General features: G+C 61.0%; 24 protein-coding genes and 1 pseudogene. 9 read left to right on the forward strand and 16 right to left on the reverse strand.

Features of this window, described 5'->3' with window-relative positions; translation table 11 throughout:
• Positions 1 to 179: 179 nt before the first annotated feature.
• The 6 genes from potF (at position 180) to rlmC (ending at position 6,155) form a co-directional block, all read left to right on the forward strand.
• Positions 180 to 1,289 (forward strand): spermidine/putrescine ABC transporter substrate-binding protein PotF, encoded by a 1,110-nt coding sequence (gene potF / locus AAIE04_RS04090; RefSeq protein WP_498576545.1) that lies wholly within the window; start codon positions 180 to 182, stop codon positions 1,287 to 1,289.
• Between the two features lie 122 nt (positions 1,290 to 1,411).
• A complete protein-coding gene (gene potG / locus AAIE04_RS04095) occupies positions 1,412 to 2,545 on the forward strand; it encodes a putrescine ABC transporter ATP-binding subunit PotG (protein WP_498576546.1) in 1,134 nt (377 codons plus the stop codon).
• A gap of 24 nt (positions 2,546 to 2,569) precedes the next feature.
• Positions 2,570 to 3,532 carry a putrescine ABC transporter permease PotH gene (potH, locus tag AAIE04_RS04100; RefSeq protein ID WP_498576547.1) on the forward strand — a complete coding sequence of 321 codons (963 nt, stop codon included), beginning with the start codon at positions 2,570 to 2,572 and terminating at the stop codon, positions 3,530 to 3,532.
• Complete coding sequence (gene potI, locus AAIE04_RS04105) at positions 3,529 to 4,374, forward strand: putrescine ABC transporter permease PotI (RefSeq protein WP_019454580.1); 846 nt, start codon at positions 3,529 to 3,531, stop codon at positions 4,372 to 4,374. The genes potH and potI overlap by 4 nt, the downstream gene beginning before the upstream one ends.
• 104 nt (positions 4,375 to 4,478) lie before the next feature.
• A complete protein-coding gene (locus AAIE04_RS04110; protein ID WP_025159686.1) occupies positions 4,479 to 4,958 on the forward strand; it encodes a YbjO family protein in 480 nt (159 codons plus the stop codon).
• A gap of 69 nt (positions 4,959 to 5,027) precedes the next feature.
• Positions 5,028 to 6,155, forward strand: a complete 1,128-nt coding sequence (gene rlmC, locus AAIE04_RS04115) for a 23S rRNA (uracil(747)-C(5))-methyltransferase RlmC (protein WP_074054624.1) — start codon at positions 5,028 to 5,030, stop codon at positions 6,153 to 6,155.
• A 7-nt stretch (positions 6,156 to 6,162) separates the two neighbouring features.
• On the opposite strand, the pseudogene AAIE04_RS04120 reads toward rlmC, so the two are convergent.
• The 8 genes and pseudogenes from AAIE04_RS04120 to AAIE04_RS04155 all read right to left on the reverse strand — a co-directional run.
• Positions 6,163 to 6,435, reverse strand: a pseudogene (locus AAIE04_RS04120) (type II toxin-antitoxin system RelE family toxin); the annotation flags it as partial.
• Positions 6,425 to 6,676 (reverse strand): type II toxin-antitoxin system Phd/YefM family antitoxin, encoded by a 252-nt coding sequence (locus tag AAIE04_RS04125; protein ID WP_498576548.1) that lies wholly within the window; start codon positions 6,674 to 6,676, stop codon positions 6,425 to 6,427. The gene AAIE04_RS04125 and the pseudogene AAIE04_RS04120, both read right to left, overlap by 11 nt.
• A 104-nt stretch (positions 6,677 to 6,780) precedes the next feature.
• On the reverse strand, positions 6,781 to 7,515 hold the full coding sequence (artJ, locus tag AAIE04_RS04130) for an arginine ABC transporter substrate-binding protein (protein WP_498576549.1): 735 nt from the start codon (positions 7,513 to 7,515) through the stop codon (positions 6,781 to 6,783).
• Positions 7,516 to 7,714: 199 nt separating this feature from the next.
• Positions 7,715 to 8,383 carry an arginine ABC transporter permease ArtM gene (artM, locus tag AAIE04_RS04135; RefSeq protein WP_019454577.1) on the reverse strand — a complete coding sequence of 223 codons (669 nt, stop codon included), beginning with the start codon at positions 8,381 to 8,383 and terminating at the stop codon, positions 7,715 to 7,717.
• Entirely contained in the window at positions 8,383 to 9,099 is a 717-nt protein-coding gene (gene artQ, locus AAIE04_RS04140) for an arginine ABC transporter permease ArtQ (protein WP_025159684.1), read from the reverse strand. Before artQ ends, artM begins: the two co-directional genes overlap by 1 nt.
• A 9-nt stretch (positions 9,100 to 9,108) precedes the next feature.
• Positions 9,109 to 9,840, reverse strand: coding sequence for an arginine ABC transporter substrate-binding protein (gene artJ / locus AAIE04_RS04145; RefSeq protein ID WP_498576550.1), 732 nt, complete (start codon positions 9,838 to 9,840; stop codon positions 9,109 to 9,111).
• A gap of 32 nt (positions 9,841 to 9,872) precedes the next feature.
• Positions 9,873 to 10,601, reverse strand: coding sequence for an arginine ABC transporter ATP-binding protein ArtP (gene artP, locus AAIE04_RS04150; protein ID WP_139285539.1), 729 nt, complete (start codon positions 10,599 to 10,601; stop codon positions 9,873 to 9,875).
• Between the two features lie 263 nt (positions 10,602 to 10,864).
• On the reverse strand, positions 10,865 to 11,407 hold the full coding sequence (locus tag AAIE04_RS04155) for a lipoprotein (protein ID WP_498576551.1): 543 nt from the start codon (positions 11,405 to 11,407) through the stop codon (positions 10,865 to 10,867).
• 159 nt (positions 11,408 to 11,566) lie between these two features.
• Between AAIE04_RS04155 and AAIE04_RS04160 the strand changes: the two genes are divergently transcribed.
• Positions 11,567 to 11,890: a heavy metal-binding domain-containing protein gene (locus AAIE04_RS04160; RefSeq protein WP_004928400.1), complete on the forward strand. Its 324-nt coding sequence runs from the start codon at positions 11,567 to 11,569 to the stop codon at positions 11,888 to 11,890.
• A gap of 49 nt (positions 11,891 to 11,939) precedes the next feature.
• Here the strand turns inward: AAIE04_RS04160 and AAIE04_RS04165 are convergent, their stop codons facing one another.
• Positions 11,940 to 13,466, reverse strand: a complete 1,527-nt coding sequence (locus AAIE04_RS04165; protein WP_498576552.1) for a DUF3300 domain-containing protein — start codon at positions 13,464 to 13,466, stop codon at positions 11,940 to 11,942.
• 187 nt (positions 13,467 to 13,653) lie between these two features.
• Between AAIE04_RS04165 and AAIE04_RS04170 the strand changes: the two genes are divergently transcribed.
• A complete protein-coding gene (locus tag AAIE04_RS04170; protein ID WP_498576553.1) occupies positions 13,654 to 14,490 on the forward strand; it encodes an N-acetylmuramoyl-L-alanine amidase in 837 nt (278 codons plus the stop codon).
• On the opposite strand, the gene AAIE04_RS04175 is transcribed toward AAIE04_RS04170, so the two are convergent.
• Positions 14,491 to 15,501 (reverse strand): 3-beta-hydroxysteroid dehydrogenase, encoded by a 1,011-nt coding sequence (locus AAIE04_RS04175; protein ID WP_004928393.1) that lies wholly within the window; start codon positions 15,499 to 15,501, stop codon positions 14,491 to 14,493.
• A gap of 158 nt (positions 15,502 to 15,659) precedes the next feature.
• Entirely contained in the window at positions 15,660 to 17,099 is a 1,440-nt protein-coding gene (locus tag AAIE04_RS04180; protein WP_211130023.1) for a DUF2867 domain-containing protein, read from the reverse strand.
• A gap of 150 nt (positions 17,100 to 17,249) precedes the next feature.
• Here AAIE04_RS04180 and AAIE04_RS04185 point away from each other — a divergent pair, with 150 nt between their 5' ends.
• A complete protein-coding gene (locus tag AAIE04_RS04185; RefSeq protein ID WP_498576554.1) occupies positions 17,250 to 17,597 on the forward strand; it encodes a DUF1294 domain-containing protein in 348 nt (115 codons plus the stop codon).
• A gap of 28 nt (positions 17,598 to 17,625) precedes the next feature.
• Here AAIE04_RS04185 and ltaE read toward each other — a convergent pair whose 3' ends face one another.
• From ltaE to AAIE04_RS04210, 5 genes are all read right to left on the reverse strand, one after another.
• Positions 17,626 to 18,642, reverse strand: a complete 1,017-nt coding sequence (gene ltaE / locus AAIE04_RS04190) for a low-specificity L-threonine aldolase (protein ID WP_154746856.1) — start codon at positions 18,640 to 18,642, stop codon at positions 17,626 to 17,628.
• Between the two features lie 75 nt (positions 18,643 to 18,717).
• Positions 18,718 to 20,439 (reverse strand): ubiquinone-dependent pyruvate dehydrogenase, encoded by a 1,722-nt coding sequence (gene poxB / locus AAIE04_RS04195; RefSeq protein WP_498576555.1) that lies wholly within the window; start codon positions 20,437 to 20,439, stop codon positions 18,718 to 18,720.
• A 199-nt stretch (positions 20,440 to 20,638) separates the two neighbouring features.
• Positions 20,639 to 21,640 carry an NADH oxidoreductase gene (gene hcr / locus AAIE04_RS04200; protein WP_498576556.1) on the reverse strand — a complete coding sequence of 334 codons (1,002 nt, stop codon included), beginning with the start codon at positions 21,638 to 21,640 and terminating at the stop codon, positions 20,639 to 20,641.
• 55 nt (positions 21,641 to 21,695) lie between these two features.
• Positions 21,696 to 23,345 (reverse strand): hydroxylamine reductase, encoded by a 1,650-nt coding sequence (gene hcp, locus AAIE04_RS04205; protein ID WP_197667423.1) that lies wholly within the window; start codon positions 23,343 to 23,345, stop codon positions 21,696 to 21,698.
• Between the two features lie 181 nt (positions 23,346 to 23,526).
• The gene (locus tag AAIE04_RS04210) at positions 23,527 to 24,423 is read right to left on the reverse strand and encodes a LysO family transporter (RefSeq protein ID WP_019454565.1); all 897 of its coding nucleotides are present in this window, start codon (positions 24,421 to 24,423) and stop codon (positions 23,527 to 23,529) included.
• Positions 24,424 to 24,444 lie beyond the last annotated feature (21 nt).

Consider the following 24,444-nt stretch of genomic DNA (forward strand, 5'->3'; position numbering starts at 1 on the left):
AAGGGCTTGCGATTTCCCTTGTGACCACGCGAGCAGGGCAGTGCAAAAAGGCGTATGCAATCATATGCATAGCCATTCAGTTCGCGGTTGCAACGATTGCGCTCAATCAGGAAAGGTTTTGTATCGCTGCAGATACAAGTTCAATTCTATGATTCACCCTGTTTTGGAGGAAGTTACGGATGGTCACCCAACGTAAAAAGTGGTTATCGGGTGTGGTTGCCGGCCTGCTGATGGCCGCGTCCGTCACGGCGTCAGCCGAAGAGAAAACGCTGCACGTGTATAACTGGTCCGACTATATCGCGCCGGATACCCTGGCCAAATTCCAGAAGGAAACCGGTATCAAGGTGGTGTACGACGTCTTTGACTCCAACGAAGTGTTGGAAGGCAAACTCATGGCGGGCAGCACCGGTTACGATTTGGTCGTCCCTTCATCCAACTTCCTCGAGCGTCAATCGCAGGCCGGCATCTTCGAGCCGCTCGACAAGAGCAAGATCCCCAACTACAACAATCTCGATCCCGAGATGCTGAAGCTGGTGGCGCATAACGACAAAGACAACAAATACGGTATTCCGTACATGATGGTGACCACCGGCATCGGCTATAACGTCGATAAGGTGAAAGCGGCGCTGGGCAAAGACGCGCCGGTCAACAGTTGGGATCTGATCTTCAAGCCGGAAAACCTCGAGAAGCTCAAGAGCTGCGGCGTTTCCTTCCTCGATGCGCCGAGCGAGGTCTACGCCACGGTGCTGCATTACCTGGGCAAGGATCCCAACAGCACCAACGCGGCGGACTACACCGGCGCGGCCAACGATCTGCTGCTGAAGCTGCGGCCTAACATTCGCTATTTCCACTCTTCGCAGTACATCAACGATCTGGCGAACGGCGATATCTGCGTGGCCATCGGCTGGTCCGGCGACGTGATGCAGGCGGCCAACCGTGCCAAAGAGGCGAAAAACGGCGTGAACGTCGCCTACGCAATCCCGAAAGAGGGCGCATTGACCTATTTTGACATGTTCGCCATGCCGGCGGACGCCAAGAATAAGGACGCCGCCTATCAGTTCCTGAACTTCCTGCTGAAGCCGGACGTGATGGCGGACATCAGCAACCATGTTTACTACGCCAACGCCGTGAAGGACGCGACGCCGCTGGTGAGCGCCGAAGTGCGCGATAACCCGAACGTCTATCCGCCGGCCGACATCCGCGCCAAGCTGTTCACGCTCAACGTGCAGTCGCCGAAGCTGGATCGTGTCATTACCCGCGCATGGACTAAAGTTAAAAGCGGGAAGTGATGATGGGGAATATCCCCTGAATATCGGTAAACCGGCAGGCGGGTACCCCCCGCCTGCATCGCCGTTTTGGGCCACGGCGCGCGCCGTGGTGTTGTAGCGCTTTACGCCGGAGAGCACCCCGATTGAACGACGCCATTCCTCGTCCTCAAACCAAGTCGCAGAAGGTTTTCACCCCTCTGCTGGAAATTCGTAACCTCACCAAAACGTTCGGCGGGCAGAACGCGGTCGAAGACGTCAGCCTCACCATCTATAAAGGCGAGATCTTTGCGTTGCTCGGCCCGTCCGGCTGCGGCAAGTCCACCTTGCTGCGCATGCTGGCCGGCTTTGAGCAGCCGTCGGAAGGGCAGATCGTGCTCGACGGGCAGGACATGTCGCATGTGCCGCCGTACCAGCGGCCGATCAACATGATGTTCCAATCCTATGCGCTGTTCCCGCACATGACGGTGGAGCAGAACATCGCCTTCGGCCTGAAGCAGGACAAAATGCCACGGGCGGAGATCGCCGAGCGGGTGGCGGAAATGCTGGCGCTGGTGCACATGCAAGAGTTCGCCAAACGCAAGCCGCACCAGCTTTCCGGCGGCCAGCGGCAGCGGGTGGCGCTGGCGCGCAGCCTGGCCAAGCGGCCGAAGCTGCTGTTGCTGGATGAGCCGATGGGTGCATTGGACAAGAAGCTGCGCGATCGCATGCAGCTGGAAGTGACCGACATTCTGGAGCGTGTCGGCGTAACCTGCGTGATGGTAACCCACGATCAGGAGGAGGCGATGACCATGGCGGGGCGCATCGCCATCATGAACCGCGGCAAGTTCGTGCAGATCGGTGAACCGGAAGAGATCTACGAGCATCCGAACAGCCGCTTCAGCGCCGAATTCATCGGCTCGGTCAACGTCTTCGACTGTGTGCTGCTGGAGCGCCACGACGACGCGCTGATCCTGCAAAGCCCTGGGCTGCGCCATGCGATCAAGGTCGATCCGGACGCTTCGGTGGTGGACGGCGTGCCGATCCAGGTGGCGCTGCGGCCGGAAAAGATCCTGCTGTGCGAACAGGTGCCGGAAGACGGCTGCAACTTCGCGGTGGGGGAAGTGGCGCACATTTCTTACCTGGGCGATCTGTCCATCTACCACGTGAAATTGCACAGCGGCCAGATCATCAGCGCCCAGCTGCAAAACGGCCACCGTTTTCGCAAAGGGATGCCTACCTGGGGCGATGAAGTGCGTTTGTGTTGGGAAACCGACAGCTGCGTAGTGTTGACGGTGTAGTGGAGCCGGTGAGGAGTAACCCGTATGACCCTGCTTTCTGAACGCACGCCGGAACCGCCGGCCAAAACGCCCGGCGGCCTCAAGGCGCTGTTCCACCGCCTGCTGATGGCCCACGGCCGCAAGCTGGTGATCGCACTGCCGTATTTATGGCTAACGCTGCTGTTTATGCTGCCGTTCCTGATCGTGTTCAAGATCAGCCTGGCGGATCTGGCGCTGGCGGTGCCACCCTACACCGAGCTGCTGAGCTGGGCGGACGGCAAGCTGAACATCGCGCTTAACTTCGCCAACTACCTGCAGCTGACCGACGATCCGCTGTATATCGACGCCTACCTGCAGTCGCTGCGCGTGGCGGCGGTCTCGACGCTGTGCTGCCTGTTCATCGGCTATCCGCTGGCCTGGGCGGTGGCCCACAGCAAGGCCTCGACCCGCAATATTCTGCTGCTGCTGGTGATCCTGCCTTCCTGGACCTCGTTCCTGATCCGCGTTTACGCCTGGATGGGCATTCTGAAAAACAACGGCACGCTGAATAACTTCCTGATGTGGTTAGGGGTGATCGATCAGCCGCTGGTGATCCTGCATACCAATCTGGCGGTGTATATCGGCATTGTCTATTCCTACCTGCCGTTTATGGTGTTGCCGATCTACACGGCGTTGATCCGGCTGGATTACTCGCTGGTGGAGGCATCGCTGGATCTGGGCGCCCGGCCGCTGAAAACCTTCTTCAGCGTGATCGTGCCGCTGACGCGCGGCGGCATCATCGCCGGTTCGATGCTGGTGTTCATTCCGGCGGTGGGCGAGTTCGTGATCCCGGAACTGCTCGGCGGGCCGGACAGCATCATGATCGGCCGCGTGCTGTGGCAGGAGTTCTTCAATAACCGCGACTGGCCGGTGGCCTCGGCGGTCGCCACCGTCATGCTGGTGCTGCTGATCGTGCCAATTTTGTGGTTCCACAAGCATCAGAACAAGGAAATGGGGGGGCAGGAATGAACAACTTGCCGGTAGTGCGTTCACCGTGGCGTATCGCCATCCTGACGATCGGCTTTACCTTCCTGTATGCGCCGATGCTGATGCTGGTGATCTACTCTTTTAACAGCTCCAAGCTGGTGACGGTGTGGGCCGGCTGGTCCACGCGCTGGTATACCGAACTGTTCCACGATTCGGCGATGATTAGCGCGGTGGGGCTTAGCCTGACCATCGCCGCCGCTTCCGCCACCGCTGCGGTGGTATTGGGCGCTATCGCCGCCGTGGTGATGGTGCGTTTCGGCCGCTTTCGCGGTTCAACCGGCTTCGCGTTTATGCTGACCGCGCCGCTGGTCATGCCGGACGTGATCACCGGCCTGTCGCTGCTGCTGCTGTTCGTGGCGATGGGGCACGCTTTCGGTTGGCCGTCGGAACGCGGCATGTTCACCATCTGGCTGGCGCATGTCACCTTCTGTACCGCTTACGTAGCGGTGGTCATCAGCTCGCGCCTACGCGAGGTGGATCGTTCAATTGAAGAGGCGGCGATGGATCTGGGGGCGACGCCGCTGAAGGTGTTCTTCGTCATCACCTTGCCGATGATCGCGCCGGCGCTGATCTCCGGCTGGATGCTGGCGTTCACCCTGTCGCTGGATGACCTGGTGATCGCCAGCTTCGTCTCCGGCCCGGGCGCCACCACGCTGCCGATGCTGGTGTTCTCCAGCGTGCGCATGGGGGTGAACCCGGAAATTAACGCGTTGGCCAGTTTGATCCTGCTGGTGGTGGGCATTATCGGCCTGATCGCCTGGTGGTTTATGGCGCGCTCGGAAAAACAACGATCGCGCGAATTGCAGCGGGCGGCCCGTAGCTGAATCGTAACAAACCTGCTATTTTTGCAATCAATAAGTATTGCAACTAACTACCTGACTTTACATGCGCCACCTGTATTGGTGGCGCGTCGTAGCGGAACACGGATATGTCAGACATGCTGAAAAGCGGGCAGGGAATGAGATCGACTGCAGATGCGCCGGTGCCGGTGATGGTGGCGGGTACCGCCATGGTCGCGATCAAGTGCATCAGCGTGGTGCTGTTGTTGGGCGAACTGGGTGTCGATGGCGCGCAGGAGTTCGTCAACACCAGCGCGCAGGCGTGGGATTCCACCTTTATCTTTCTAGCCGGCCTGATGCTGCTGTGCCTGCAAATCAGCTGCGGTTTTGCGGTGATGCGCGGTCGCAACTGGGGGCGCTGGGCTTATGTGGCCTGCCAGTGCATCGTGGTGCTTTACCTGTTGTTGGCCACCATCGGCAGCGTCTTCCCCGAGGTATTCACCGTGGAAGGGGAAACCAGCGGCCAAATCCTGCACGTTCTGATCCTGCAAAAAATCCCCGACGTGGTGATCCTGGCGCTGCTGTTCGTTCCTGCCGCCAGCCGCCGCTTCTTCGCCGCGCGCAAGTGAGATTTTAGGCGCGCGGAGTGGTAAACTCTGCGCCCTTAATTCGTCATCCTGAACTTCACGGTAACCTTCATGCATTGCGCTTTGTATACGGCGGGCACCTGCCGTTCCTGTCAGTGGCTGGAAAAGCCCTATCCGCAGCAACTGGCCGACAAACAGCATCACCTGCAATCGCTGCTGGCCGGGCGCGACGTCGCGCAGTGGCTGCAGCCGGCGGCGGGGGAGCTGAGCGCATTTCGCAATAAGGCCAAGATGGTGGTCAGCGGCAGCGTAGAGCGCCCGCTGCTCGGCATGCTGCACCGCGACGGCACGCCGGTCGATCTGAGCGACTGCCCGCTGTACCCCGCCGGCTTTGCGCCGATGTTTGCGGTACTGAAAAGCTTTATCGCCCGGGCGGGCCTGACGCCGTATAACGTGGCGCGTAAACGCGGCGAGCTGAAATACCTGTTGTTGACCGAAAGCACGTTAGACGGCGGCGTGATGCTGCGCTTCGTGTTGCGCTCGGAAACCAAACTGGCGCAGCTGCGCGCCGCGCTGCCGTGGCTGCAGCAGCAGTTGCCGCAGCTCAAGGTGATCTCCGCCAATATTCAGCCGGTGCATATGGCGATCATGGAAGGGGAGCGTGAGATTGCGCTGACCGAACAGCAGGCGCTGGAGGAACAGTTCAATCAAGTGCCGCTGTTCATCCGTCCGCAAAGTTTCTTCCAGACCAACCCGCAGGTGGCCGCCGAGCTCTATGCCACCGCCCGCGACTGGGTGCGCGCACTGGGCATCGACAGCATGTGGGATCTGTTTTGCGGCGTCGGCGGTTTCGGCTTGCACTGCGCGCAGCCGCAAACGCGCCTGACCGGCATCGAAATCAGCGCGGAAGCGATCGCCTGCGCGCGCCAATCGGCGCAGCGGTTGGGGTTGCAGCACGTTGATTTTCAGGCCCTCGATTCCACCCGCTTCGCCACCGCCGAAGGTCAGGTGCCGCAGCTGGTGCTGGTCAACCCGCCGCGGCGCGGCATCGGCCAGGCACTGTGCGATTATTTGAGCCGGATGGCGCCGGAATATATTCTCTATTCCAGCTGCAACGCCGAGAGCATGGCGAAAGATATCGAGATGTTGCCGGGCTACCGCATCGAACGGGTGCAACTGTTCGACATGTTCCCGCATACCGCGCACTACGAAGTGCTGACGCTGCTGGTGCGGCGTTAAAGGCGCTTTTGGCAGAGGTGTAAGCCGCTGAACGTTCGCGTTTGCCTACAGAAAGGACCAGAACCACGATCTCCGTCTCTATGACGCGATAGACCAAACGAAAGCCTGAGGCTCTGAGTTTGATTTTGTAGCAATCGGGCAAACCGGCGAGTTTGTTGGCTGGGATGTGGGGATTAACCAGCACCGATGCCAGCTTTTTTTTGAACTGTTCCCGGATCACCGGGGACAGTTTTTTGAATTCCTTCAGTGCATGTTCTTCGAATTCAAGCTTATAAGTCATCCAAATTGACCTTAACGCGTTTGCCGTTCATCCGTGAACGAACGATTTCAGCGAGTTCGATATCTTCAAGGTATTCCGCGATCGCCTCCCAGGTTTCCGGTGAGACGTAATATCCCGAAATTTTACCGTTGGTCAGGACGGCGACCGGTTGTCCGTGCGCTTCTTTTAGGGCGGCATTGGGCGATTTTTTAAAATCGCTGATGCTGACCGCGGAATCGGCGAGAATAGGCTGAACCGTCATGATGTTATCCTTGATGCTAAATTTAGTGTCAAATTTAGCACTAACTGGATGGTGTCGCAATCAGAGGAAGCCGCCCGCCAAAGGAAGGCGGCTCCACGCGAGACTTACTGCGGGAACCACTTGTCGCTGATGGCCTTATAGGTGCCGTCGGCCTTGATGGCGTCCAGCGCGGCGTTCAGCTTGGCCAGCAGCGCCTGGTTGTCCGGGCGCACCGCGATGCCGAGACCGGTGCCGAAGTACTGCGCATCGGTGATGTGTTCGCCGACCGGCGCCAGCTGCGGATTGGTTTTCAGCCACTCGTTCACCACGGCGGTGTCGCCGAACACGCCGTCGATGCGGCCGTTTTTCAGCTCCAGAATGGCGTTCTGGTAGCTGTCGTACGAGACGGTGTTAATCTCCGGGTGCTTGTCCTGCATGTATTTCTGGTGGGTGGTGCCGTTTTCCATGCCGAGCTTTTTGCCTTTCAGATCCGCCAGCGAGCTGAACTTGCCTTTTTGCGCGATCACGATCGCCGAGTTGGCGTAGTAAGGCTGGGTGAAGGCGACCTGTTTGCTGCGCTCCGGCGTGATATCCATGCCGGAAATCACCGCATCGTATTTCTTGAATTTCAGCGCGGCGATCAGGCTGTCGAACGCCTGGTTGGTGAAGGTGCACTGCGCCTGCATCTGTTTGCACAACGCGTTGGCCAGATCGATATCGAAACCGACGATCTGGTTGTTGGCGTCCAGCGATTCGAACGGTGGGTAGGTGGCAGAGGCGGCGAAGCGGATGGTTTCGGCCGCGGTGGCGTTAAAGGTCATCCCGGCCAACATCGTCGCGGCAAGCAGCAGTTTTTTCATGCGTAGAGCTCCTGTCTGGATCCTGAAAGTGATTATTCGCTATCGTTTGTTTTTACTGGTAATCGCCAGAGGTTTTTACGTGTGCGTCTGCTGATAACCCTGCCATTGAGTGAATTAAAATGCAATATAAATGATTAAATATTGCCATGGGGATAAAAAAAGCCCCGCTCAGTGGCGGGGCTTAGGGGGGGAGGTGGCCTCAGTTACGGCGCTCAAACGCCAGCGCGCGGCGTTCCACCAGGCGCATCAGCAGCGTCAGCAGGCCGTTGACGCACAGGTACACCAGGCCGGCGGCGCCGAACACCATCACGTCGTAGGTGCGGCCGTACATCAGCTGACTGTAGCCCATCACTTCCATCAGCGTGATGGTGTAAGCCAGCGAGGTGCTTTTGAACACCAGCACCACTTCGTTGGAGTAAGACGACAGCGCGCGTTTGAAGGCGAACGGCAACAGAATGCGCAAGGTCTGCCGGCGCGACATGCCCAGCGCCTCGCACGACTGCCACTGCCCGGCGGGAATGGCGCGCACCGCGCCGTAGAACAGCTGCGTGGTATAGGCCGCGCTATTCAGCGCCAGCGCAATCATCGCGCACAGCCAGGGCTGCGACAGCAAGTTCCACAGCCACGGGTAGTCGCGGATCGCCGGAAACTGCCCGGGGCCGTAGTAGATCAGGAAGATCTGCACCAGCAGCGGCGTGCCGGTGAACAGCGTTACATAGGCTTTGACCAGCGGCGTCAGGATCGGCGTTTTCAGCGTCAGGATCACCGTCAGCAGCAGCGACAGCGCCAGCGCGACGATCAACGCGGCGACGGTCAGCGTCAGGCTGGTGTGCAACCCCTTGAGGATTTCCGGCAAGTATTCAAACATCAGACCGGCCCCCGCTCAAAGCGCGTGGCGCGCAGCTCAATGCGTTTGATGACGTATTGGCTGAACAGCGTCACCAGCAGGTAGATGGCCGCCGCGATCACATACCAGGTAAAAGGCTCCTGGGTGCGGGTGGCGATGCTCTTGGTTTGCAGCATCAGATCGTTCACGCTGATCAGTGACACCAGCGCGGTGTCTTTCAGCAGCACCAGCCACTGATTGCCGAGGCCGGGCAGGGCGTGGCGCCACATCTGCGGCATGATCAGGCGGAAGAAGATCGCCGCCTTACCGAGCCCCAGCGCCTGGCCGGATTCCCATTGCCCCTGCGGTACCGCTTTGAGCGCGCCGCGCAGCGTCTGCGAGGCGTAGGCGGAATAGAGCAGGGCCAGAGCGATCACCCCGCACAGGAACGGGCTGACTTCGAAATTGTCGATCGCCAACTGAATCGGCAGCTGGAACAGACCGAGGTTGAGGGTAAAGCCGTCGGAGAGCATCAGCAGCAGCTGCGACGAGCCGAAATAGATAAACAGCACCACCAGGATTTCCGGCAGGCCGCGCAACACGGTCACCCAGGCGGTGCCGAGCCAGCTGACCGCTTTCCAGCGGGACGATTCCCATACGGCGAACAGCATCGCCAGAATCAGCCCGAGGATCAGGGCGCAAACGGCAAGGCCGACGGTCATGCCGGCGGCGCTTGCTAAAGGTTGTAATTCATTCATTTGGGCGTATTACTGCTGGAACCATTTTTTGTAGATGGTTTCATAGGTCCCATCCTGCTTGATCTTGTCCAGAGCGGCGTTGAACTTGCCCTGCAGATCGGTGTTCTTCTGGCGCACCGCGATGCCAAGGCCGGTGCCGAAGTAATCTTTGTCGGTCACTTTGGCGCCCACTGCCGCCAGCGCGTCATTCTGCTTCAGCCACTCGTTGACCACTGCCGTATCGCCGAACACCGCATCAACGCGGCCGTTCTTCAGATCCAAAATGGCGTTCTGATAGCTGTCGTAAGGCACGGTGGTGATTTCCGGGTGCTTGTCGGTCAGGTATTTCTGGTGGGTGGTGCCGTTTTGCACGCCCACTTTTTTGCCTTTCAGCGCCGCCACGTCGGCGATTTTGCCTTTCTGCGCGATGAACAGCGCCGAGTTATCGTAGTAAGGCTTGGTGAACAGCACCTGCTTCTCGCGCTCCGGCGTAATGTCCATACCGGCCATCACCGCATCGAAACGCTTGAACTTCAGGCTCGGGATCAGGCTGTCGAACGCCTGGTTGGTGAAGGTGCACTCGGCCTGCATTTCTTTGCACAGCGCGTTGACCAGATCGACATCAAAACCCTGAATCTTGTTGCCGGCGTCAATAAATTCAAACGGAGGATAGGAGGCTTCGGTAGCGAAACGGATAGTTTCGGCTGCGGAGGCGGAAACGCTGATGCCAGCCAGAACGGCGGCGATTATTAGTTTTTTCATCGCAAACTCCCCAAATTACAGCAAGTTAATTGTTAGTGTGATAAGTAATTAGCAAACTCGGTGGTCCGCGGCTGCGTGAAGTGGCTGCTGTCGCCTTGCTCCACTACGTGGCCGTTTTCCATGTACACCACGCGGCTGGCGGTTTTGCGCGCCACTTCCACTTCGTGGGTGACGATCACCTGAGTGATGCCGGTGCCGGCCAGTTCGCGAATGATGCTGACGATCTGGGCGGTGATTTCCGGATCCAGCGCCGCGGTCGGTTCATCGAACAGCAGCACCTGTGGTTCCATCATCAGGGCGCGGGCGATCGCCACGCGCTGCTGCTGGCCGCCGGAAAGGTGCAGCGGGAAGCGATCGGCGAAGTCGGTCAGGCGCAGACGCTTGAGCAGCTTGTCGGCGCGCTCCATCGCCTGAGCCTTGGTCAGCCCCAGCACGCGGCAAGGCGCTTCGATCAGGTTCTGCACTACGGTGAGGTGAGGCCACAGGTTGTATTGCTGGAACACCATGCCGACATTTTGACGCAGTTCGCGAATGGCTTTCTCGCCCGGCGCCTGCCTGAAGTCGAATTGGTTGCCGGCGATCTGCAATTGGCCCGAACGCGGCATTTCCAGCAGGTTCAGCACCCGCAGCAATGAACTTTTCCCGGCGCCGCTTGGGCCAAGCAGCACCAGGGTTTCCCCGGCTGGACAATCCAGCGTGATGTCAAACAGCGCCTGGTGAGCGCCGTAATAGCAATTGATACCGTTAAGTTGAATACTCATGCGCCAGAATTGAATAGACATTGATGCCGCAAATGTTAACTTCCACAGAATACTTATGCAATCTTTGTGCGTTAAAATTTATGAGTGTGCGGCGGGACAGTAAAAGATTAGCACAAGATACCGCGACTCAAGCCGAGGGAGGGGATTTGTGGCGCAGGCTGTGAGATCGGTAGCGAAATTTTTTCTCTTGGACGAAATCTGAGCGGAAGACGCGGGGAACGGGTGACCGACGCGGCAAGCCCGCGTCGGCCGGGGAAGGCGGGTTACTGGTTTTCCAGCACCTGACGCACGCTGCCGTTGGTGGCGTGCGCTGGAATATTCAGGTAGCGAATATCATCAACCACCCAGCAGGTGCCTTCGCGCACCATCAGCACTTCGTCTTGCCAGTTCACGGTGCTGTTGGCGTCTTTCTGGTAGCTCAGGTCAACGCGCAGCGGGATGTTCTTCGCATCGGTGTTAGGAATGGTCGAGGCGCTGGCGACGGATGCGCTGCTCGGCCCCTGTGCATTGCCGGAGAACAGATCGCCGGTTATCTGATGTTTGCCGGGATTCTGGCCGGCGCTGACCAGATCCTGATACAGCACTTTGCTCAGATAAGGTTGCAGCTGCGCCAGGCGGTTGCTGTCCGGCAGGCCGGTGCCCTGCTGGATGCGCAGGTCATAGAACTTTTGTGCGACCGTATCCGGGCCGCCTTCCACACAGCTGCCGCTGCGGGTGCCGATATCCTTGTATGCCGGTTCCACCGTGGTACAGGCACTCAGCAACAGCGCTAAGGGTAAAACAGCCGCAATCGTTTTTGTTTTCATCTTATTACCTTATGTGAAAGTCTCTACCATGAAGACCGATAGCTTACAGTATAAATGCGTTTTTTGGCCTTGCATTCGTACTGCGTGCCATTGATTAAGCGAACATAACGCCAATCTTCTGGTCATAGATACGTTGAATTAATCAAACAAGGAATTCTGATGCAGCTTTCAACTACCCCGACCCTGGAAGGGTTCACCATTACCGAATACTGCGGCGTCGTCACCGGTGAAGCGATTCTCGGCGCCAACATTTTCCGTGATTTTTTCGCCGGCGTGCGCGACATCGTCGGCGGCCGTTCGGGCGCGTATGAGAAAGAGCTGCGCAAGGCGCGCCTGATCGCGTTCGAAGAGCTGGAAGATCAGGCGAAAGAGCTGGGCGCCAACGCGGTGGTGGGTATTGATATCGATTATGAAACCGTTGGCAAAGACGGCAGCATGCTGATGGTGACCGTCAGCGGCACCGCGGTGAAAGTCAGCCGCTAACGCCATTCTCCGCGCCCCGGCCGTTGCGCCGGGGCGACATCCCGTTGGTTTATCCCTCTTTATGCGGCGGCTCGACGAACGGGCGGTGTTCCTGCGGCTTGACCGGTGCAGATTCCTGGCGATGCGGCATCTGTTGAACGGTCGGCTGATGAACCTGCGGCGCCGGTGCCGGGTGCGGCATGACGCGCTCTTGCGGCACCGGCGCTGGGCGAACCACCGCCGGATGCAGCGTTGCGGCCGGCTCATGCACTACCGGCTGCACGACGTGCGGCGCCGCCTGAACCTGTGGTCGCACGGTGGATTGATGTACTGGCGCGGCGGTCTGCATCGGATGCGTCTGTACCGGCGCTGAATGCACGGCCATCGGTTGCTGCGCGTGAGGCGCTGCCGGCGCGGCATGCGTGAACGTCGGCATGCTCATCGGTTGCTGCACATGGGGCGCGTTGACCGGTTGTTGCACGTGTGGGGCGGCAGCCACCGGCTGAGTATGCGCAAAGTTCGGCATGGTCATCGGCGCGTGGGCCGCAGGCGCGACGCGCGGCTGTTGCGGCGCAGCGTTAGGCACCGGTTGGCTGAAACGCGGCGTCGGCGCGGCGGTGGTATTGTAGTTGTTCACCGTGCTGGTGGTGCTGCGATTCACATTGTTCACGTTGTTATATTGGTTGATGTTGGTGACGCGATTCACCACGGTGGTGGAATGCGACACGTAGGGCGCATTGCGGTAGACCACCGGCTGGCGCCGATCGTCCCAGCGCATATCCCAGTTGTGCCAGCCGCTGTTGTGTTGGTTGAGCAAAGAGGCGACCGCGATGCCAACGCCGAAGCTGATCACGCCGGCTGCCAGCATATCGCCGCCGCTGTAACCTGAAGGCTGATATTGATAGCTTGGATAAGCTTGGATCGGCGTGCCGTAGGCCTCCCAGGGATCGTAATGCGGAACGTAAACCGTATCCGGCTGGCTGGGCTCGATGACGATGGTTTCGCCCGGCGCCGCCACCACGCTCTGGCGATAGGACTGCTGCTCAACGTAACGGGTCGTCGGCGCTACGACGATGCGCTGCTGTGGGGTGTTTTTCAACGTGCCCTGGCTGGCCGCTCGTTGACGCATCACCTGAATGGCGTTCATCACGTCCGTAGGATCGTTGAGGTAGGCGCTGCCCAGAGCGGTGGTCCAGGGGATGTTTTTCGCCATCTGATCGAGCACGTCGGGGAATTGCACCAGGCCGCGCACGCTGGGATCCCAGGGTTGAGCATCCGCCGCCGAGCTGAGCGCCGCCGGTTGCAGCCCGCGGTTTTGCGCCAGCCAGGCATCCGCAGCGCTGATTTGGTCAGGATAGCCCGCGCCGGCCAACACTTGCGCCAGCAGCTTGTCGGGGAACAGCGCCACCGGGCTGACCAACTGGTACAGCTGGTCTGCGGTCAGTGGCGTATAGGCCGGCGCACTGGCACTGGCGGCGGGAGCGGCAGGGGGCGGAGTGCCCCCACCCATCGCGCCGGCGACTTTTTGCTGATCGCAGCCGCTGAGCGGCAGCATGGCGGCACAGAGCAACCAGGACAGATAGCGTGGTGTGAACATGTTCGACTCCGCTCTTTCAGCGTAGATGATACTTTGAGACTATCATGGGCGTGAGAGCTCGCCAGTTGGGAGAAACACTCGCTTGCACATCGGCGCTTTCTGTCATTATTTCTCGATTAGCGTGATGATTGGATACAGGTTAATCGCGTCGCGTTACACCTTTCACGGACACAAATCAGGAGGATAAGTGAAAATTTGGCCAGGGATCATCGCCGCCGCGCTGTTGGCGGGGTGCCAAAATCCGCAGCAGGACACGCTCGTCGATCGCGGCGCTTACCAGCTCGAGACGCTGCACCAGGCGCAGGGCGCCGATCAGCGCATTCGTTTTTTGGTGATGCACTACACGGCGGAAGACTTCCATTCATCGCTGAAAACGCTGACCGACGAACACGTCAGCGCGCACTACCTGTTGCCGGCGCATCCGCAGCGTGAACACGGCAAACCGACGGTGTATCGGCTGGTGCCGGAAGCGATGCGCGCCTGGCATGCCGGCGCCAGCGCCTGGCGCGGCCGCAGCAGCCTCAACGACACCTCGATCGGCATCGAAATCGTCAACAAGGGGTTCACCCGCAGCATGCTGTTCACCCATTGGCAGCCTTATACGGCGGAGCAGATCGCCGTGCTGATCCCGCTGAGCCGCGACATCATCCAACGCTATGGCATCCAGCCGCAGGACGTGGTGGGGCACAGCGACATCGCACCGCAGCGCAAACAGGATCCCGGCCCGCTGTTCCCTTGGCGACAGCTGGCGCAGGCCGGCATCGGCGCCTGGCCGGACGAACGAGACGTGCAGCGTTTGCTGGCGGGGCGCGATCGCCATGCGCCGGTGCCGATGGCGCCGCTGCTCGATAGGCTGGCGCGTTACGGCTACGCGGTTGATTCGTCATGGGATGCGCGGCAGCAGCGCAATGTGTTGGCGGCGTTTCAGATACATTTCCGGCCCGACGATGTTCGCGGTGAGCCGGATGCAGAGAGTGAAGCGATTATCGATGCGCTGCTGTTGAAGTATGGCGCGTGGCGTTGATTACAGGCCGTGCAGTTTGCCGTGATCTTTCAGCCAGCGGGCGGTGCGCGCGATGCCCTCTTCCAGCGAGACGATCGGCTGATAGCCCAGCTCTTGTTGCGCACGGGTGGTATCGAGCGTGAGGTCGAAGTTGAGTTTGGCGACGCCGTAGTGGGTCAGCACCGGCTCCTTTTCGCTTTTGCTGCCCAGACGCTCCATGCCGCGCGCCATCATGTCGAGCATCGGATAGGGCACGGAGCGAATGCGGCATTTCATGCCAAGATCGTCGATCAGCTGCTGCACCACGGTGCGCAGCGGGCGCGGCTGCTGGTTGGTGATGTTGTAGGCGCGGCCGGACGGCGTATCTTCTTTTAACGTCGCCAGCCACATGGCGTGCACCGCATTCTCCAGATAGGTCATGTCCACCATCGCCGCGCCGCCGCGCGGCAGCAGCAGGTTGCCGTAGCGTTTGATCATCTGCAGCAGCCGCGGCAACATCACCTTGTCGTGCGGCCCGAACAACCCCTGCGGGCGCAGAATGGTGAAATGGGTCTGTGGATTGGACAGCGCCAGTTGCTGGATCACCTGCTCGCCGGCGGCCTTGCTGCGCGCGAACTCATTGGCGTAGCGCTGCGGGCGGAAATCTTCGGTCACGTTGCGGTGATGGTGGTAATCGAAATAGATCGCCGGGGAAGAGATGTGAATGAACTGCGCTACGCCGTAGGCTGCCGCCCATTCACCAAGGCGGCGAGTGGCGCGCACGTTGGCCAGTTCGAAGGCTTCTTCGGTGCCCCAGGGCGAGGTAAAGCTGGAGCAGTGCCACAGCACGTCGACGTCCGCCAGCATCGCCTTGGCCTGCGAAGAGATCAGGTTGGTGAGATCGGCATGAATGAACTCCGCGCCCATTTTTTCCAGCAGGCCGCCCATCGCCTGGTTGCGACCGGTGGCGCGCACTTTGATGCCCTGGCGGCGCAGATATTCAACGGCGTTACGGCCTAATCCACTGGTTGCACCGGTGACCAATACCTTCATAACGGACTCTATTCTCACCCAAAATCGGAAGACCGGCGGGCGCTTGCGGCGCTCCCAGCAAATAAGATGCCATTCTTCCGTGATTTCGTGCGCTATGCAATCGGAAAGCCCCGAAGCACAGCGGCAAACTGTGCGGTTGATCGACAAATGAGCGCCGTTTAGCGGCGTTGGCGGTCCAGGCCCTCGGCAAGCTCGGCGATGCGTTTCGCCATGCCGCGAAAAATAAACAGATGCGCGGGCATCATGGCGAACCAATACAGCAGCCCGCTGAAGCCGGCCGGGTGCCACCAGGCACGCACGTCCAGCGTGCGGCGATCGCCGTGATCGGTGATGGTGAAGCTTAGCCGCCCCAGGCCGGGCGCCTTCATGCCAAACAGCAGCGCCAGCTGCCGCAGCGGCTTCAGGGTAATCACTTTCCAGCCGTCGATTTCGTCGCCCAGCGCCAGGGCCGCGCGCGCCGGGCGGCCATAGACCACGCCGTTGCCGATCATGTCGTCCATGCGCGCGCGGATCCGCCACAGGATATTGGCGTAGAAATAGCCTTCTTCTCCTCCCAGCTGCTGCACCGTTTGCCACAGGGCCTGGCTGGAGGCGGCGGTATCCAGCGAGCAACCGGCCTGTTTGGGGTAGTAGCCGTAGCCGGGGCGCCAGCGCGCCTGCGCCGCCGGATCGTAGCCCCAGTCGGCGGAGTCGACCACTTCCAGCTCGCGCTGCAGCGTGGTGGTGACCGCCTGATCAAAGGTGTGCAGCCGTTGTGGGATCAGGGCCTGCAATGGCCGGCCATCGGCGGGCAGATCGTGCTTCAGTCCCTGGATCAGCGCGCGGGCGATCGGCGTCGGCACCGAGGTGATCAGGCTAATGAACCACACCGAAATCAGCCGCGTCGGCAAGGGGATCGGGATCAGCCAGCGCCGTTTGCCGCTGATGGCGATAAAGCGTTTGAACATGTCCTGATAGCTGAGGTATTCCGGCCCGGCGACGTCGAAGATGCGGTGTTCCTGCGCCGGATGCGCCAGCAGATCGGCCAGATAAACCAGCAGGTTCTCCAGCGCCACCGGCGACGATTTCGAACGCACCCAGCGCGGCGGCGTCAGCACCGGCAGGTTATAGACCATATCGCGCATCACTTCGAACGCCGCCGAGCCGGGGCCAACGATGATGCCGGCGCGTAGCTCGGTGACCGGTACACCGCTTTGGCGCAGGATCTCGCCGGTCAGGCGGCGTGCCGCCAGGTGCGGCGAACTGTCGTCGTTCGGCTGCAGCGCGCCAAGGAAGATCACCTGCTTGACGCAGGCATTGCGCAGTGCGTCGCGCAGATTTTCCGCCGCCTGGCGTTCCTTTTCGATGAAGTCGTCGCCGTCGCCCATCGCGTGCACCAGATAGTACAGCGTATCTATCTCCCACAGCGCCGCGCTCAGGGTTTCCGGGCGGTACAGATCGGCATACAGGCAGTTGACCTGTGGCCAGTTCTGCTCCTGCAGCCACTCGATGCGCCGCGCGGCGGCGGTAATCTGGTGCCCTTGTTCGATAAGGTGCGGGATCAGGTTCTGGCCTATATAGCCACTGGCTCCAAGAACCAGTACGCGTTGGGGTGTCATCGTGCCGCCTTGTGCGGTGAAAGAGTCGCAGAACGACAGGATGCCAAATTCAGGGTTTAAATGCACTTTCTGTATGGGTATAAGCCGGTTGCATCCGCCGTAGCGCAGGTTCACACTACGCGCCCCTTATCGAATGAAAAACCGGATGCCATGAAACTCAATGTGATTTGTTACGCCCTGCTGGGCCTGGCGCTGATCGCCAGCCTGTTCTCGCCGCATCCGGTGTGGATGTGGCTGCTGTCGGCCAATCTGCTGACGTTTCTGATCTATGGCGGCGATAAGCTGGCGGCGCGCAAGGGGTGGCGGCGGGTGCCGGAGGCGACGCTGTTGCTGTTCGGCGCGCTGAGTGGGTGGTTGGGCGCACTGGCGGCGCAGCAGCTGTTTCGCCACAAGACCCAGAAACAGCCGTTTAAAACCTGGTTTATTCTCAGCGTGGCGCTCAACCTGGCGGCGGTGCTGGGGCTGTGGTACTGGGTTTACGGCCGCTGGATTTTCTGATGCGGGGCGCGCCGTGCGCCCCGAAGGATCAGGCGTGCTGCTGCAGGAACTCCCGCCACAGCTCGACCACCCGCTGCAGGTCCTGGCGGCTGACGTCGAGGTGGGTCAGAATGCGCGTCAGCGGGCCGCTGCTGATCAGCACGCCGCGTTCGCGCATCCACGGGCCGAATTTGGCCGCCAGCTCAGGGGATTGGCGCAGATACAGCACGTTGGTCTGCGCGCCGGGTTCGGCGATCTCCACGCCGATCTGCCGCAGCTGTTGCTCCAGCCAAGCCGCGTTGTCATGGTCTTCGCGCAGCCGCGCGACGTTATGCTCCAAAGCGTAAAGACCGGCCGCCGCCAGAATGCCGGCCTGACGCAGCCCACCGCCGGTCATTTTGCGCCAGCGCAGCGCGCGCTGAATGAAGGCTTCGCTGCCGCACAGCAGCGATCCGACCGGCGCGCCTAATCCCTTCGACAGGCAAATGGTGAAGGTGTCGCAGTATTGCACGATCTCTTTCAGCGGCAGGTTCAGCGCCACGGCGGCGTTGAAGATGCGCGCGCCGTCGATATGCAGCGCCAGCTGGCGCTCGCGGGTAAACTGCCACGCCTGCTGCAGGTAGGCCTGCGGCAAGACTCTGCCGCTGATGGTGTTTTCCAGGCTCAGCAGCCGGGTGCGGGCGAAGTGGATGTCGTCGGGTTTAATGGCGGCGGCGAGCTTGTCCAGCGGCAGCGTGCCGTCCGCGTCGGCCTCGATCGGCTGCGGCTGGATGCTGCCCAGCACCGCCGCGCCGCCGGCTTCGTATTTATAGTTGTGCGCCTGTTGGCCGACCAGATACTCGTCGCCGCGCTGGCAGTGGCTCAGCAGCGCCACCAGGTTGGCCTGGGTGCCGCTGGGCAGAAACAGCGCCGCTTCTTTGCCTGACAGGCGCACCGCCTCGGCCTCCAGTGCGTTGACCGTCGGGTCATCGCCGTAAACGTCGTCGCCGACCTCTGCCTGAGCCATCGCCTGGCGCATGGCGGCGCTGGGGCGGGTAACGGTGTCGCTGCGTAGATCGATAAGCATAGGGTTCCTGGAATGTAAGGGAGAGGAAAAGGGTACATGGCATCATATACCCTTTATTTTACCGGGGCAGCTTGCTTAGCGCAGCCAGTTGGTTTTCGCCAGCTCGACCACTTCATCGCCGCGGCCGTTGATGATGGCGCGCAGCATGTACAGGCTGAAGCCTTTCGCCTGTTCGAACTTGATCTGCGGCGGCATCGCCAACTCTTGCTTGGCGGTGACCACGTCCAGCAGCGCCGGACCGGGATGCGCCAACATCTCCTGCAGCGCGCCATCCAGTTCCGAGGCTTTTTCCACGCGGATGCCCTTGATGCCGGCGGCGTTGGCGATTGCCGCAAAGTCCGGGTTATGCAGATCGGTGCCATCGGTCAGGTAGCCGCCGGCCTTCATCTCCATCGCCACGAACCCCAGCACGCTGTTGTTGAACACCACGATCTTCACCGGCAGCTTGAGCTGCGCCAGCGACAGGAAGTCCCCCATCAGCATGGTGAAACCGCCGTCGCCGCACATGGCGATCACCTGCTTATCCGGTGCGGTGGCCTGGGCGCCGATCGCCTGCGGCATGGCGTTGGCCATCGAACCGTGGTTGAACGAACCGAGCAGGCGACGCTTGCCGTTCATTTTCACGTAGCGCGCGGCCCATACCGTCGGCGTGCCGACGTCGCAGGTGAAGATGGCGTCGTCGCTGGCGTAGTGGCTGAGCTGCTGCGCCAGATACTGCGGGTGGATCGGTTGGTCGTCGTTGGCGGTCGCCAGCCCGTCGAGATCCTGGCGCGCGTTGCGGTAATGCTCCAGCGCCTTGTCGAGGAACGCCCGGTCGCGCTTCGGCTCCAGCTGCGGCAGCAGGGCGGTGAGCGTGGTGTGGATGTCGCCCACCAGCGCCATATTGACCGGGCAGTGCGCGCCGATGCTGCCGGGATTGATGTCGATCTGAATGATGTTGGCGTTGGTGGGGTAGAACGCGCGATAGGGGAACTGGGTGCCGAGCAGCACCAGCGTGTCGGCGTTCATCATGGCGTGGTAGCCGGAGGAAAAGCCGATCAGCCCGGTCATGCCGACGCTGTAGGGGTTATCCCATTCGATATGTTCTTTGCCGCGCAGCGCATGCACTACCGGCGCCTGCAGCAGTTCGGCCAGCTTAACCACTTCATCGTGCGCGCCGGCACAGCCGCTGCCGCACATCAGGGTGATGTTCTTCGCCTTATTCAGCGTTTCCGCCAGCTTGTTCAGCTCGCTCATCGGCGGCTGCACCAGCGGCAGCGCTGGGGTATGCCAGGTCAGGGTCGCGTCTTCCGGCGCCATGCGCAGCGCCACGTCGCCCGGCAAGACCACCACCGAGACGCCGCGGTTGAGGATCGCCTTGCGCATGGCGATCTCCAGCACGCGCGGCAGCTGTTCCGGGTTGGAAACCAGTTCGCAATAGTGGCTGCATTCGCGGAACAGCTCCTGCGGATGCGTTTCCTGGAAGTAGCCGCTGCCGATTTCGCTGGAAGGGATATGCGCGGCGATAGCCAGCACCGGCACATGGTTGCGGTGGCAGTCGAACAGGCCGTTGATCAGGTGCAGGTTGCCGGGGCCGCAGGAACCGGCGCACACCGCCAACTGGCCGGTGAGCTGGGCTTCGGCGCCGGCGGCGAAGGCGGCCACCTCTTCATGGCGGGTGCCCAGCCATTCGATGGTGCCCATGCGATGCAGGCTGTCGCTAAGGCCGTTGAGCGAATCGCCGGTCACGCCCCAAATGCGTTTTACGCCGGCTTGGTCCAGCGTTTTGGCGATCAGTGTGGCTACGGTTTGCTTCATGGTTCCCCCAAACATGGTTTGAAAAACAATGTGTACTCGATCCGGTGAGTGTCAGCAGAACAACTGCAAGCATAGCTTACCGGCGTTGGACGAGATGCGGTCAGGAAGGGTAAAGAGCGTAGGACGGAGGAAAGTGTAACCGGGCCGGGATGGGGGAACTTGCCGATAAATGCCCCATCGCGGCGATGGGGCCAGGGGATCACGCCAGCGTGACGTCGCCCTGCAGCTGGCAACTGCAGGCCAGCACGTAGCCCTGCGCTACCTCTTCCTCGCTCAGCGTCATGGTGCTGGTGGTGGTGTAGTCGCCCTCGAGGATACGGGTTTTGCACGAGCCGCACACCCCGGCGCGGCAGGCGGCGTTGACCGGCAGGGCGTTGGCCTCCATCGCCGCCAGCAGCGTGCTGCCGACCGGCACGCGGAACTCGCGCAGCGGGCGGGCGGCGCGCAGCGTCAGCCCTTCAGCCGCGTCGCTCTGCGCCGCCGGCGTGTGGAACTGCTCTTTATGGAAGCGCTCGGCCGGCACGCCGAGCTGACGGCACAGCTGCTCCACCTGGTCCATATAGGGCGCGGGGCCGCAGGTCATCACCGTGCGTTCGGCGATATCCGGCGCCGCCTGCCGCAGCGCCTGTTCATTGATGCGGCCGCTGAGGTAGCCGGGTTGCAGATCCTGCTCGGCCATCAGCGTCAGGCGCAGCTGCGGATGGGCGGCGCACAGCGCGCGCCATTGATCGGCGAAGATCGTGTCGGCGGGAGTGCGCACGTTAAAGATCACGGCGATATCGCAGGCCGGGCGGTTAGCGGTCAGCCAGCGGCACATCGAGACGATCGGCGTCACGCCGCAGCCGGCGGCCAGCATCAGGTAACGATCGGCCGGGTGGCGTTCGCAGCTGAATTCGCCCTGCGCATCGGACAGCCACAGGGTGTTGCCGGGCTTGACCTCTTGCGTCAGCCAGCGCGATCCGACGCCGTCCGGCAGGCAGCGCACGCTGATACTGAGAAAGCGGCTCTGGCCGGGCGAGGAGGAGAGCGTATAAGCGCGCAGCGTCTCCTCGCTGTTACGGATGCTGACCAGCGCAAACTGGCCGGCCTGGTAAGGGTAGAAAACGTCGCAGATCAGGTTCAGCGTCCAGACGTCGGCGGTTTCACGCTGGATGGAATGCACCTGCATGCGGTTCGGGCAAAGCGGAGTGGGTTGAGTCATCGGGCACCTCAAAAAGCAAAGGGGCCGGCGCAAGCGGCCCCATAACGTAACGGCATCAGGCGAGCAGCGCGGCGATATCCTGCTCGACGGTGGTGATCGGACGCAGGCCGAATTTCTCGTTGAGGATCGCCATCAGGTTATCGGTCAGGAAGCCCGGCGCGGTCGGGCCGGTGACGATGTTTTTCACCCCCAGCGACAGCAGCGTCAGCAGAATGACGATCGCCTTCTGTTCAAACCACGACAGCACCAGGCTGAGCGGCAGCTCGTTGACGCTGCAGCCGAGGGTGTCGGCCAGCTTGACCGCTAGCATGATGGCGGAGTAAGCGTCGTTGCACTGGCCGACGTCCAGCAGGCGCGGCAACCCCTCCAGCGTGCCGAAGTCCAGCTTGTTGAAGCGGTACTTGCCGCAGGCCAGTGTCATGATCAGGCAGTCTTGCGGCACGCTGCGGGCGAAGTCGGTGAAGTAGCTGCGTTCGTCGCGGCTGCCGTCGCAGCCGCCGACCAGGAAGACGTGGCGCAGTTTCTTTTGCGACACCAGGTCAATTACCGTGTCGGCGGCGTTAAGCAGTGTCTGGCGACCGAAGCCGACGGTGATCAGATGCTCAATCTCGGTATAAGGGAAGCCGTTCATGCCTTGCGCCTGGCGGATCACGGCGCCGAAGTCATCGCCTTCCAGATGGTTGACGCCCGGCCAGCCGACGATGCTGCGGGTCCAGATGCGGTCGCCGTAATTGCCGACGTTAGGATCGATGATGCAGTTGGAGGTCATCACGATCGGGCCGGGGAATTTGGCGAACTCGGTCTGCTGGTTCTGCCAGCCGCTGCCGTAGTTGCCCACCAGGTGCTTGAATTTTTTCAGTTCCGGATAGCCGTGCGCCGGCAGCATTTCACCGTGGGTGTAGACGTTGACGTTTTGCCCTTCAGTTTGCTCGAGCAGCATGCGCAGATCTTTCAGATCGTGGCCGGAAATCAGAATGGCTTTCCCGGCTACCGGGCGCACGTTGACCGCGCTAGGCTGCGGATCGCCGTAGGCCTGGGTTTCACCGCGATCGAGGATCGCCATCACGTTGAAGTTCATCTTGCCGATGCCCATGGCGTTGTTCAGCAGGGTGTCGACGTCGCGCGGCCGGGTGCCGAGCCAGGCCATAAAGGCGTGGTAGTCGGCATAGAGTTGCTCGTCGAACTGGCCAAGCACGTGCGCGTGTTCCATATAGGCCGCTGCGCCTTTCAGGCCATACAGGCAAAGCATGCGCAAGCCGTGTACGTCGTCGCCCACCTCGGCTTTGTCGTCGTTGAGGGCAAACTGCGCCGCCTGTTGCAGCAGCGCAGGCATATCGTCACCGGCCAGCTGCAGCGCCGCCATCGGATGCTCGACGCGCACGCCGGCGTCCAGCAGCCGGCAACGGGCGGCCAGCGAGTCGCGCAGCAGCAGGGTTTCCCGCGCGTAGCCGATGATGCGCTGGGAGTCGAAGTTGACGTTGGTCAGAGTGGAGAAGAAGGCGCGCGGGGCGAAGCTGTCGATTTCGTGGTCGACGATGCCCAGAGAACGCGCCTGCAGCGCCCAGGCGGAGAGACCCTGCAGTGCCGCCACCAGCAGATCCTGCAGATCGGAGGTTTCCGCCGTTTTGCCGCACATGCCCTGAGCATACGAGCAGCCGTTGCCTGCCGGGGTACGAATGGTTTGTTCACATTGCACACAGAACATAGTCGCTTCCTTTTATTTTTAAAGTTGCATTTATAATGCTTGTTTAAAAGCATAGATCGGCGATTGGGGTTGCAAAAGGCTTTTGTGCGACTAGTGCGGGTAAGATTGATTTAGCGCAATTTTGCCGTGCGGATGGGAATTATTACCTATTGGGGGCCGGTCGGCCCCCCTGGGGAAAGGATCAGGAGAACAGAGCGATCAGCACCGGCGCCAGCAGGCTCAGCAGGAAGCCGTGCACGATGGCGGGCGGCACCATGTCCAGCCCGCCGCTGCGCTGCAGCACCGGCAGGGTGAAGTCCATCGAGGTGGCGCCGCACAGGCCGAGGGCGGTGGAGCGGCTGCGGCGCACCAGCGTCGGGATCAGCATGATCGCCACCAGCTCGCGCGCCAGATCGTTGAAGAACGCGGCGCTGCCCATCACCGGGCCGTAGGCATCGGTGATCAGAATGCCGGACAGCGAGTACCAGCCGAAGCCGGAGGCCATCGCCAGCCCGGCCTTCACCGGTAACCCCAGCAGCTGAGCCGCCAGTGCGCCGCCGGCCAGCGACGCAACGGCCACCACCAGCGCCACCAGCGTGCCGCGGCGGTTGAGTATGATCTGGCGCAGCGTCATGCCGCTGTTGCGCAGCTGGATGCCAACCAATAGAAGCAGGAAGATCAACGCATATTCGCTGCCTTTATGGGCGAACTGCAGCCATGACCACTGCGTCAGGCCGAGCAGGAAGCCGCCGAGCACCACGCCGCACAGCTTGAGCGACTCCAGCGCCATGTGCACGCGCGAAGGCAGTTTTTCCTGTTTATGGCTACTGCGCCACGGCATGCGCCGCTCCAGCAGCGCCAGCAGCAGCAGGTTGGCGCAGAGAATGCAGAAGAAGAACACCGCGCTGTACTGGAAGATCAACACCAGGTTGCTGCTGAGGTTTTCCATAAACGCCAGGCTGATGCCCATGAAAAACAGGATCACGTACACCATCCAGCTCAGCAGCCGGTTGATCAGCACCAGCAGCGGACGATGGCGCAAAGGTATGAGGTAACCGACAATCAGCGGTAACAGAATAATCAGCAGTCCTGAGTACATGGTGCAGCTTGTGTCCTTGAG

It is taken from the genome of Serratia sp. Ae19-1 (assembly GCF_059801225.1).